Origin of the sequence: Pseudomonas sp. NFACC05-1 (assembly GCF_900100135.1) — a bacterium.
GTDB lineage: Bacteria > Pseudomonadota > Gammaproteobacteria > Pseudomonadales > Pseudomonadaceae > Aquipseudomonas > Aquipseudomonas fluorescens_Q.
The window spans coordinates 34,954-45,977 of record NZ_FMTR01000035.1; the positions used below are offsets into that span (position 1 = coordinate 34,954).

General features: G+C 59.8%; 13 protein-coding genes. 12 read left to right on the plus strand and 1 reads right to left on the minus strand.

The annotated features are described in order from the left end of the window. The first annotated feature begins 21 nt into the window (after positions 1 to 21). From BLO97_RS28535 to BLO97_RS28555, 5 genes are read left to right on the plus strand one after another with little or no spacing between them, the layout of a single operon-like run. On the plus strand, positions 22 to 2,544 hold the full coding sequence (locus BLO97_RS28535) for a phage tail tape measure protein (RefSeq protein ID WP_092349442.1): 2,523 nt from the start codon (positions 22 to 24) through the stop codon (positions 2,542 to 2,544). Next, positions 2,544 to 3,425 (plus strand): phage tail protein, encoded by an 882-nt coding sequence (locus tag BLO97_RS28540; protein WP_092349445.1) that lies wholly within the window; start codon positions 2,544 to 2,546, stop codon positions 3,423 to 3,425. Before BLO97_RS28535 ends, BLO97_RS28540 begins: the two co-directional genes overlap by 1 nt. Further along, positions 3,425 to 3,631 carry a tail protein X gene (locus BLO97_RS28545; RefSeq protein WP_092349448.1) on the plus strand — a complete coding sequence of 69 codons (207 nt, stop codon included), beginning with the start codon at positions 3,425 to 3,427 and terminating at the stop codon, positions 3,629 to 3,631. The genes BLO97_RS28540 and BLO97_RS28545 overlap by 1 nt, the downstream gene beginning before the upstream one ends. Then, complete coding sequence (locus BLO97_RS28550) at positions 3,619 to 4,671, plus strand: phage late control D family protein (RefSeq protein ID WP_092349451.1); 1,053 nt, start codon at positions 3,619 to 3,621, stop codon at positions 4,669 to 4,671. Before BLO97_RS28545 ends, BLO97_RS28550 begins: the two co-directional genes overlap by 13 nt. Continuing rightward, complete coding sequence (locus BLO97_RS28555; RefSeq protein WP_092349454.1) at positions 4,668 to 5,201, plus strand: phage baseplate assembly protein V; 534 nt, start codon at positions 4,668 to 4,670, stop codon at positions 5,199 to 5,201. Before BLO97_RS28550 ends, BLO97_RS28555 begins: the two co-directional genes overlap by 4 nt. On the opposite strand, the gene BLO97_RS28560 is transcribed toward BLO97_RS28555, so the two are convergent. After that, positions 5,198 to 5,971, minus strand: a complete 774-nt coding sequence (locus tag BLO97_RS28560) for a hypothetical protein (RefSeq protein ID WP_092349457.1) — start codon at positions 5,969 to 5,971, stop codon at positions 5,198 to 5,200. The genes BLO97_RS28555 and BLO97_RS28560 overlap by 4 nt on opposite strands. 101 nt (positions 5,972 to 6,072) lie before the next feature. Here BLO97_RS28560 and BLO97_RS28565 point away from each other — a divergent pair, with 101 nt between their 5' ends. Genes BLO97_RS28565 through BLO97_RS28595 form a run of 7 tightly spaced genes read left to right on the plus strand, consistent with a single transcriptional unit; the run spans position 6,073 to position 10,564 of the window. After that, positions 6,073 to 6,459, plus strand: a complete 387-nt coding sequence (locus BLO97_RS28565) for a GPW/gp25 family protein (RefSeq protein WP_256572439.1) — start codon at positions 6,073 to 6,075, stop codon at positions 6,457 to 6,459. Beyond that, positions 6,443 to 7,564, plus strand: a complete 1,122-nt coding sequence (locus tag BLO97_RS28570; protein WP_092349460.1) for a baseplate assembly protein — start codon at positions 6,443 to 6,445, stop codon at positions 7,562 to 7,564. The genes BLO97_RS28565 and BLO97_RS28570 overlap by 17 nt, the downstream gene beginning before the upstream one ends. After that, positions 7,557 to 8,102, plus strand: a complete 546-nt coding sequence (locus BLO97_RS28575; protein WP_092349463.1) for a phage tail protein I — start codon at positions 7,557 to 7,559, stop codon at positions 8,100 to 8,102. Before BLO97_RS28570 ends, BLO97_RS28575 begins: the two co-directional genes overlap by 8 nt. Beyond that, the gene (locus tag BLO97_RS31770) at positions 8,102 to 9,046 is read left to right on the plus strand and encodes a glycine-rich domain-containing protein (RefSeq protein WP_177343975.1); all 945 of its coding nucleotides are present in this window, start codon (positions 8,102 to 8,104) and stop codon (positions 9,044 to 9,046) included. Before BLO97_RS28575 ends, BLO97_RS31770 begins: the two co-directional genes overlap by 1 nt. Then, entirely contained in the window at positions 9,040 to 9,549 is a 510-nt protein-coding gene (locus BLO97_RS28585) for a DUF4376 domain-containing protein (RefSeq protein WP_218189627.1), read from the plus strand. The genes BLO97_RS31770 and BLO97_RS28585 overlap by 7 nt, the downstream gene beginning before the upstream one ends. Before the next feature lie 2 nt (positions 9,550 to 9,551). Beyond that, complete coding sequence (locus tag BLO97_RS28590; RefSeq protein WP_092201096.1) at positions 9,552 to 9,752, plus strand: Com family DNA-binding transcriptional regulator; 201 nt, start codon at positions 9,552 to 9,554, stop codon at positions 9,750 to 9,752. Then, positions 9,713 to 10,564, plus strand: a complete 852-nt coding sequence (locus tag BLO97_RS28595) for a DNA cytosine methyltransferase (protein WP_092349466.1) — start codon at positions 9,713 to 9,715, stop codon at positions 10,562 to 10,564. The genes BLO97_RS28590 and BLO97_RS28595 overlap by 40 nt, the downstream gene beginning before the upstream one ends. Positions 10,565 to 11,024 lie beyond the last annotated feature (460 nt).

Below are 11,024 nucleotides of genomic sequence, written 5' to 3' on the forward strand. Positions count from 1 at the left end.
GCCCAAAGCGTAGCAAGATCGATGGCGAATGAAGTCCTGTTGGGGTTAAAAATCGGTGGGGTTGTTTCAGGCAGTTTCAATGCAGCCTTCGGCTCAGCCAAGTCCACTGTGCAGCAGCTCGGGCGGGCCACTGATGGCCTCACTGCCAAGCAGCAGACCATTGGCAACGCGCTATCGGCAGCCCTGGCACGCGGCGGCACTGGCCTTGTCCAGCTGCGCCACCAGTACGAGTCAGTGGGCAGAACCATCGACCAACTCAAAGCCAAGCAAGACAGCCTCACGGCCAGCATAGAGCGCGGTGCGGTGCTCAAGGGCAACCGCCGTGAGCTGCGCGGTCAGGCCATGGAGGTCATCGGTACCGGTGTAGCGTTGGGCGCGCCCGTGATGAAGTCGTTCAATACAGCGGTCGATTTCCAGGACCAGACCCGCGACATTGCCATCACCGGCGGCTTCAACCTAGCGCAAGAACAGCGCCTGAGCGCGGCCATGCGTGGCGCGGCGCTCAGGTGGAACCAGACCCAAACCGACATCGCCAACGGCACCGCCATCCTCATCGCCGGCGGCCTCGACAACCTGCAAGAGCTCACCGCGTACGCCCCGGTCATGGCAAAAGCGGCCACCGCCACCCGCGCCAGCATGAAAGATTTGGGCTCGGTCGCCATCGCGCTCAACGACAACCTGGGCATTGGCGCCGCAGGCCTGGAGCGCTCCATGAACATGCTGGCGTTTGCCGGTAAAAGCGGTCAGTTCGAACTGGCCGACATGGCCAAATGGCTGCCGCAGCTCACGCCCCAGTTCGCCGCCTTGGGCATTACCGGCGAGCGCGCCGTGGCCGAGATCGGCGCCTCGCTGCAGATCGCCCGACGCGGGGCCGGCAGCAATGATGAGGCCGCCAATAACTACAAAAACTTTCTTTCGAAACTCACCGCGCCAGAGACGCTAAAAGCCTTTGAAAAGGCTGGCATCGATCTAAAGGGCAGTATGAAAAACCTGGTCAGCGAGGGTTTGTCGCCCGCGCAGGCCATGCTCAACATCCTTACCGCCCACCTGGGCAAAAAAGCCCCGGCCGCAGCCGCCGAGTACGGCAAAGCGCTGAACATCAAGGACGAACAAGAACGGCAGACGGCACTGGCCCGGCTCGATGAAGCCTATAAGCTCGGCGCGTTATTCGCTGATCAGCAAGTCCTGTCCTTTATTCGGCCCGCCTTGGCGAATCAGCAAGACCTGGCCAGTATCGAACAAGGCAGCAAACGCGCCGCCGACCAAGGCCTGCTCGATCAGGACTGGGCCAAGCGCATGGGCAGTTCCAAAGAGCAATTGAAAGAGCTGCGCAACAACCTGACCGACATCGGCCTTTCAGTCGGCAGCGCGCTATTGCCCGCCATCGTCGACGTCAGCCGCGCCGTGGTGCCGCTCATGCGCTCGTTTTCGGCCTGGTCAGAACAGCACCCAGATCTTATTCGCGGCGTGGTCGGCTTGGTGGGGGGCCTGCTGCTCGGCAAACTGGCCTTCATCGGCGTGGCCTACGGCGCCCAGCTGGTCATGGCACCGTTCGTGGCCATGACCACCACCGTCACCGCACTGTCTGCCAAGTGGGTGTTGCTCCGTGGCCTGTGGCAGACGGGCAGATTCGCGCCGTTCATTACGCGGCTAAGCCGCATCGGCGGTGGGTTGCTCAAGGTCGCCCGCGGTGCGCTGTTCTTGGGCAAGATGCTTGGCGGTACGTTGTTGGTCGGGTTGAAACTCGCCGGGCAAGCCGTCCTGTGGCTTGGCCGAGCACTGATGCTCAATCCCATTGGGTTGTTGATCACCGGTATAGCGCTGGCGGCGTATTTGATTTACCGGCACTGGGCGCCGATCAAAACGTTCTTCACCGGTCTGTGGGCCGAGGTCACCACTGGCTTTAGCGGCGGTCTGTCCGGCATCGTCGGCTTACTGGTCAATTTCTCTCCGGTCGGGTGGTTCTACCGCGCCTTTGCCGGTGTCATGAGTTACTTCGGCATCGAGCTGCCGGGCACGTTCACCGAGTTCGGCGGCCTGCTGGTCACGGGGCTGGTCAACGGCATCAGCAACATGGCCGGGGCCCTCAAAGACAGTGTCGTGGGCATCGGGTCGTCCGTTAAGGGCTGGTTTACCGAAACCTTGGGCATTGAGTCCCCCAGCCGGGTTTTCATCGGCTACGGCGCTAACATCAGCGAAGGCGCGGCCCTCGGTATCCGCGCCCAGGCGGGCTTGGTTCGTCAGGCCGCGCTCGGCATGGCCGCACAAAGCGCGGTGGATATGGCGCCGCCCAATCCCGCGCAGGTGACCCAGGCCAGCATGATGGGCGGCACTGGCCGAAGGTCAGCCGTAGCGGGTTCTGAATTCGCGGGCCCAATGACCTTCCATTTCTCGCCTCAGATCAACCTGCCCAGCGGTGCCGGCATGGACCAGATCAACCAAGGCTTGCACGCCAGTTATGCCGAATGGGTGCGGCTGATGGAACGCTACCTGCACGACAAACGCCGCCGCAGTTACGGCCCCGCCGATGAGGTCACCGCCTAATGTTTGCCATCTTGGGCGATATCGAATTCACCGTCGCAGGCGGTATCAGCGGCATGGAACACAACGGCTCAGCCGATTGGGCCGAGCATGCGCGCATCCAGGGCAAGCCGTTATTGGAATGGATGGGCGATGGCTTGGATGAATGCAACCTGACCATCGAGTTACACCCGATGCTCGGCGACCCCGAAGAACGCCTACGGGCGTTACGCCAGGCCAAAAGCCAACATCAGCCGTTGGCGTTCGTCATGGGCAGTGGCGAGTACCTGGGGGCCTATGTCATCAGGCACATCAGCAACACCTTGCGGCGTGCCACCGCGACTGGGCAGACCAAAGCGGCCACTGTGCAGCTCAATCTGGCGGAATACACCGGCACCTTTACGCGCAAAGTCGCGCACCCCGGCTTAATCGACGCCACCCTGAGCGGTACGTCAGCCGCCAATAGCGGTTCACCTGGCTGGATCACCCGCGTGACGCCATCACCCAGCACCACGCAAAAGGTGATCGCCCATGCGAAAACGGCAGCGAACATGCTCAGGGCGGGCCAAAGTCTTTATCACACGGTCAAGGACGGTAACGCCGCCATGATCCTGGGCCAAGTGCCGCAGCTACTCGGCATCACGGCGCGAGTCATCGAGCCGCTGCAAGGGTTAGCCACCGTCGCGGGGGTGCTCGACCACAGCTCAGATTTATCCCGCCTGGGCGAGCAAGTGCTGGGCAACGTCATGGGCGCACGCGCCAGCCTGAACCCTGTTGATCTGGACAACATCCTCGATCGCTTTTCCGCGTCCCAAGAAGCGCTGGACCAGGCACTCAGCACCATGGACGCGGCCAACACCCGATTGGCGGGGCTGGCCGCGCAAGTCTTGACCCGGAGGGCCTGATGTTTATCGCGCATGTCACCACCGAAGGCGAACGTTGGGACCAATTGGCCTGGCGGTATTACGGCGACGCCCACCGTTATTTGCCGATCGTCCAGGCCAACCCCCACGTGCCCATCAGCGCCATATTGCCCGCAGGGCTGACCCTCGCTATCCCTGTACTGCAACCGCTGCCCACCACAGAAGATCTGCCGCCATGGATGCGATGATTCCCCAACAGGTGCCACAGGCGCGCTTTGTACTCATCTACCAGCAGCGCAACATCACCCGTAACGTCAGCCAGCACCTGCTGTCTTTGTCCTACGCCGATTACCTCACCGGCCAGGCCGATAGCCTGGCGGTCGAGCTGGAAGACACACAAGGCCAGTGGCGTGACCAATGGTACCCAGGCCACGGCGACAGCCTGGAACTGTCCATCGGCTGGGAAGGCCAGCCCTTGCGCGCCCTCGGCCGTTTCGAAATCGACGAAATCGAACTCAACTGCCCACCCTCGACCATCACACTCCATGGCCTGGCCACCGGCATCAAAACGGCGTTGCGCACCACACAACACCACGCCTACGAAAACACCACATTGGCCGCCATCGCCCAGCAAATCGCCACCCGCCAAGGCCTGCAACTGGTCGGCAACATCCAACCGATCCCACTCGATCGGCTGACCCAGCAAGACGCCGACCTGACCTTCCTGCGCAATCTCGCCGCCGAGTACGACTACGCCTTCAAAATCACCGGCCAACGCCTGGTCTTTCACGCCATTAGCCAGCTCGCCAACGCCGCGCCGGTAGCAACCCTGATACTCCAGGACTTAAGCCGCGTGAACCTGCGCGACCAAATCAAAAGCGTCCCCCAGGCCATCGAGCTCAAACACAAAGACCCCGCCAGCAAACAACTGCTGACCTACAAAATCGAGAACGGCGAAACCGTCGCCGTGCCCAGCAGCATCAGCAAAACCACCACCAGCGGCGACACCCAAAAAAGCCGCAGACGCAGCGCCTCCACCGAAGAATCCAAAGCGAAAGCCAACGCAGAACGGGCCAAAGCCAACCGCGAACGCACCACCGGCAGCTGGGCGGCCATGGGCCGACCCAACCTGGTCAGCGGCAACGTCGTCACCCTGGCCGCAGCCGGCCAACTCGGCGGCCACTACCTCATCACCTCATCCCACCACCGCATCACCCGTATTGGCGGCTACACCGTCGACAAACACGTGTGCCGCGTCAGCACAACCAATCAAGAGCAAACCCCATGAGCATCGACCTGGCCTACGGCGAAGTCAGCGCCATCGACTACCCAAGCTGCCGAATCCGCGTCCGCCTGGACGACCGCGATGGCCTTCAGACTTATTGGCTCAACATTCCTCAACGCAATACCCAGGGCACCAAACGCCGTCCACTCATGCCCGAACTGGGCGAACAGGTTGCGGTGTTGCTCGATGCGGATGGGGTGGGTGGTGTGTACTTGGGCGGGATCTATTCAACCGCCGAACCGCCACCGGTTGGGGATGAGGACACGGATTATGTGCGGTTTAGTGATGGGACGGTTTCGACGTATGACCGGGAGGCTGGGGTGATGACGTTGGATTGCGTAGGGGCGTTGGTGCTGAAGTGTGGAAGGAACATCACGATTGAAGCAGGTGGTCCCGTGGTGGTGAAAGCACCTTCGGCGACGTTGGATATCGCGCAGGTCACGTTGAACGGTGACCTGCAGGTGAAGGGCAATATCAGCGCAGCCGGCAGCATTATGGATGCCAAAGGCAACTCAAATCACCACAGCCATTAGGTCGCTGGCTCCACATTTTTCGGCTGTTCATCACCGGCACCAACGTGTGGTTTATCCCACGCAATCTTTCCTTCTGCGTACCCCGGGAACTCGGGGTGGATTTCTTCATGCACGACACCTGAATCGCCCTTGATGCGCGTGGCAATACGCATGGCACCATTGACTCGTGCAAATCGAGTTTCCTGTTCAAACCTACCATTTCGCGAGTGCGTGACCATTCTGAAGCTGAATCGATCTCGATCGCCAACCTCGTTTTCACCGATTTTTTGGGTCATACCGCAGTGGACGTCACCCAATTGGTGTTTGGCTGTGAAGTCCAGCAGGCCCTGTCCCTTGAAGCTCCCGTTTAGCTTTTCCACATCGGTAATGGTGACGTTCACTTGCTGTAATGAATACTGTCCCTTGTGGATAGCGACCCACAGGATCTTAGTACCCACAAAAATGACCGGAAAGAAATGCAGATAGCTGTCACCGCCAGTGATATGGCTAATCATGTTCTTAGTTTTGCTTTCCAGATCGCCAATCAAGTGATTGAGGCGCTGTTCGACACTCCCAAAGCTTTCCTCCACACCAGCCTGCTTTCGCACTCTGAATAACTGCCCAGTCAGCCAACTGGCCAAAAAGAACGATGACCCGAAATTCGAAATGACGTCTTTGACCGTGACCGTGGGTCCCCAAACGACGTAAACAGTCCATAAGGAAGAAACAAGGAAAGGGACCCAGAACTCTTTGACTAACTGGCGCACCGTTTTTTTCGAGATACCCAACACTAACGCGACTCCCTTCGATATTTTCTAGACACTCCGTCATCGGCGGCGAGGGCAGCATCTTTAAAGCTGATTAAAAGCAGTAAGTACCCGGCTTGCGCACCATGGCCGCCATGACCAAGCCCATCCCGTACACCCACATCACCGCCGCCCACTGGCAACCCGCCCTCGGTACCTCCGGTGAGGTCGTCGAGGGCTTGCGCGACATCGACCAATCCATCCGCATCATCCTGACCACCCCCAAAGGCAGCGATCCCCATCGGTCGGAATTCGGCAGCGACTTGCACCTGTACCTCGACTGGCCCACCAACCGCGTGACCCCACATCTGGTTCGTGAAGCAGTCGATGCCATTAGCCGCTGGGAACCGCGTATCTCGGTGGTCCAGGTGCACATCCTGATCAATGCGCTACAGATCATCGTGCAGGTGCGATGGGGCATCGCCGGCCAGATTCTCCAATTGACCAAGGTGCCCTATGCGCGAGCTGCCTAAACCCGAATTCATCAAAATCGATCCAGCAGAGTTCGAGGCGAAACTGATCGCCCGCTACGAACAGAAGTCCGGCAAAACCTTGTACCCCGCCCAAATCGAAAGGCTGTACATCGACCAGATTGCCTACGCCGTGTCTCAGCTACAGATGAGCATCCAGCACGCCGGTGAACAGCTGCTGGTGCGTTTCGCCCGCGGCCCGATCCTCGACTACCTCGGCGAACTGGTCGCCACGCCCCGACTGCTGGCAAAGCCGGCCCGTTGCACCTTGCGCTTCAGCCTGCCCATGCCGGCAATACAGCCGCTACTGATCCCAATGGGCACACGGGTAAATACTCAAGACGTCAAGCTGACCTTCATCACCGACCAAGACGTGACCCTGGCCGCCGGCACTACCCAAGTGACCGTCACCGCCACCTGCCTGACCGTTGGCGAACAAGGCAATGGCTGGACCGCCGGCCAGATCAGTGCCCTTGGTAATCCGCCGATGGCAGGCCTCACCGCAAGCAACACAACGGCCACCGCCCACGGCGCCCAAGACGAAGACGATGACCGCTATCGCGAGCGCATCATCCTGGCCCCCGAAGCCTTCAGTAACGCAGGAAGCCGCGCCGCATATCGCTACCACACATTGGCCGTGCACCAGTCCATCGTTGATGTCGCCGTCCATGGCCCAGACGAAGGCCAACCAGACGGCCATGTCGCGCTATTCCCGCTGACCACCAGCGGCCTGCCAACAGACGACCTACTCCAACGCGTTAGGGCCCAGGTCAGCGGCGAAAAACTCCGACCGCTGTGTGACACGGTTAACGTGTTATCACCCACCGAAGTCGACTATCAGATCAAGGCCAACATCACTTTCTACGCCAATGCAGACCGCCCGACCGCGATGGCAGCCGCACAAGCCGCCGCACAAACCTATGCCGCCGATTGCCGCGCCAGTCTCGGTCGGGACTTGGTGCCGGAACAAATCACCGCATTGCTTCAAGTGACCGGGGTGTACCGCGCCCATCTATTACTGCCGGCAGACCTACGCGAGTTGCAGGGCCATGAGTGGGCAAACTGTTCAGCCATTCAATTAATCGACGCCGGGGTGGTCCATGACTGATCAGCCTCTACCACCTGCATTGGCCGGCGATGAACGTTTCGCACTGTTATGCGAGCTACTAAACCGAGCACTGGCCGAGCTTGATCTCAATGTAATGCTGGTCTATCTGATCGACCTGGTGAAACCCGCGTTACTACCGGTCCTGGCCGACCAGTTCTCGCTCTTGGACGAAGCCGCCTGGCAATTGGCCGAGTCCGAAGAAGCCAAACGCAAGTTGATTAAAGGCGCCGGTGAACTGCACCGCTTCAAAGGCACACCCTGGGCGATCCGCGAAGTCATTCGCTTGCTGGGCTTTGGAGAAGTCATTTTGCAAGAAGGCCGACATGCGCAGCCAAGCACTGAGTCTTCCGTTTGGCCGCTGTACCGGGTCGTTCTAAAGCGCGTCATCACTAACGACCAGGCGATGCTCGTACGCCGCCTACTTCTTTCCGTCGCCCCGGCGCGCTGTCGCCTGGTGTCGCTCGACTATCAGTCCGTCGCCATCCGCTACAACGCAGTCGCGTGCTACGACGGCCAATACAACCATGGGAGCAGCTAATGGCCGATTTACCCGAGTCTCAAGATTGGGCACCCGGTGTGTACCAGCTCGAAACCTCCGATCCCGTACTAGGCGGGCCGGAGGGCATATCGAATCAACAAGCCAAGCAATTGGCGAACCGAACGTCCTGGTTAAAGAAAAAAATAGAGTCTTTCCTCGACGGCTCAGGCATTAACTTTGCCAGCCAGCAGGAAGCAGAAAAAGGGGTTGAGACCAACAAACCCATGAACGCTCTCAGAGTGTTCCAAGCGATCGGCGCCAAAGTCGTTCAGGCGACCACAAGCACCTCAGGCATCGCGAGGATCGCAACTTCCACCATGGTCAGAGCCGGCACCGACAACCGCGCAATCGTGACGCCTAAGATGCTCGCGGCGATGTTCCCGTTCCGGGGGCGGCAGGTCTATAAAGTGCCGGGGGTCTACACCTGGGAAGTGCCCTCTGGAGTAACCAAAGTCTGGGTAGAGGTCATCGGCGCAGGTGGCGGTGGCGCGCGACTTACAACGCTCCCAGGTCCCTCCGGTGGTTCTGGTGGCGGGATAGCTCGAAGATTTTACGATGTCAGTGACAAAGCGTCGGTGATAGTCACAGTGGGCGCAGGCGGTATCGGCGCTTTAGTTGACGGGGGAACAGGCACCGGCGGTGGCACCTCGTCATTCGGTACGACCATAGCGGCCACGGGGGGCGGTGGTGGCTTAATCAACGGAAAAGGACCATACGGGGGAAGCGGTCATGGTGGCGACGAGAACCATAGTATTGGGATGGCCGGCCACGCGATTGGTGGCTCCGCCAGTACCACTTTCCTCGGTGGCGCTGGCGGTGGCGGATCGTCGGGGCCTTCGTGGACAGACGATGTAAAGCCTCTGACTCCTGGACATGGGGGCGGAGGACGAGGCGGCAGCGCCGCCCCTGATGGCGCAGATGGACAGGTGACCATTCAATGGTAACCAGCACCTGGGCACGAATAGAAAACGCAACAGTCGCCGAAGTGACGAACATAGACCCGCAAGACAGATTCCCGCCATCCCTTGTATGGATAACCTGTCCTGACGACGCACGGCCAGGCATGCAGTATGCGGATGGAATATTCACGGCTAAACGTGAAACGCCCATTGACCATGCCGCACACATCGCCCGCGTGCGCTACCAGCACGAAACAGCAGGCATCACCGTCAACGGCGTGAACATCGATACCCACCGCGACAGCCAAGCCTTAATCACAGCCGCGGCGCTATCGGCCGTCATCGACCCAACCTACGTGTGTGTTTGGAAAGCCCTAAGCGGCCCGGTCACGCTAACGGCCACCCAACTGATCGACATCGCCACCGCGGTACGCACGCATGTCCAAGCCAGTTTCGACCGCGAGTGCCAGTTGCTGACAGCACTGGCAGAAGGCACCTACAAGGTCGACATGCTCGACCACGGATGGCCCGCGGCGCAGGGGACATAACCATGCAGGAAATACGCTGTGGCGAGTGCCACCGCAAACTCGCCACCGTTCGCAGTTTCACCGAACTACAAATCAAGTGCCCGCGCTGCCGGACACTCAATCACCTGAAGGCCCCGAGCCTCCTATCCGAATGCCCTGAGCATCTGCCCACAAAAGAGCAGACATGCCCCAGCCCACCATTGGAAGCCTGTTCGCAGGCATAGGAGGTTTTGATGTCGGATTCGAAAACGCAGGCTACCGAACCGCTTGGCAAGTGGAACTCAACCCCACCAACCGGGCTGTCCTTGCCGACCGATTTCCACACGCCACCCAGTTCGAAGACGTCCGCCACTGCGGCGCCCACAACCTCGGCCCCGTCGATGTCCTCACCGCCGGATTCCCCTGCCAGGACATCAGCATTGCCGGCTCAAGACCCAACAACAAAGACACCCGAGGCCTGCGCGGCCAAAGAAGCGGTCTGTTCTGGGAAGTCATACGAATCCTCAAAGAGACACAACCTCGCTGGGTGGTGCTTGAGAATGTCGTTAACCTGCTCGCTATCAACGATAGCCAAGACTTTGAAACAGTCATCGGGGCCCTTGCGCAATGCGGGTATGTGGGATGCTGGCGAGTGCTTAATGCTCAATATTTCGGAGTCCCCCAGCAACGTCGTCGCATATTCCTGGTCGCAGGTCATCGACGAATGCCCCCCATCGAGCTGCTGGCTGACGCTGCGCCAGTGGAAGCAATACCTCCAGCGTCTAGCAAGATCCAGTGGCCACGGCCAGCGGATGCATGGGCTGCCAATACTCTATTGGCAAACAAAGCAGGCTCACAAATCGCTATGGGCTGTACAACTTTCATCGCTCACCCGAACGGATGGCATCAGATGGCTGAGCGGCAGCGAACGTCTGAAAATGATGGGCTTTGCCTCGGACTGGATGCGGCCAACCTTGCAGAGGCTTTCGCTGCCGGAAACGCCGTCGTTACGCAAATCGCGCAATGGATTGCCGAAAAGCTAATCAAAGCAGGCTAACAACCCAGGCAGCGAGGGACATCGCCTTGCTGCCTACCCACCTCAATTCTGAAATTCCCTTGCACCAGCCGCAAAAAACCTAAACCCTATTTACCTCGCGCCAGAGCCCGAGTTTTTCGCGCTCGGCATCAGCTTGGGGCGGGAATTTACTGGGTTGAAACACTTGGTAGCAGGTTGGGAAAAGCAGTTGAAGCGTCACCGACCCCTGTGGCGAGGGAGCTTGCTCCCGCTGGACTGCGCAGCAGGCCCAAAACAGACGCCTCTTTGAACCTGACGGATCCGGGACTCAGGTTTCAGGGCCGCTTCGCGCCCCAGCGGGAGCAAGCTCCCTCGCCACAGGGTTCGGGGCCGACGCCTCGTCAGCGGAACGAATCAGCTCTAGCCGGTGATATCGGGCCCGTCCCAGGGAGGGCAGGGACGGGAGGCTGTTCTGGTAAACGAGCGCTTGGGGCGGGAATTT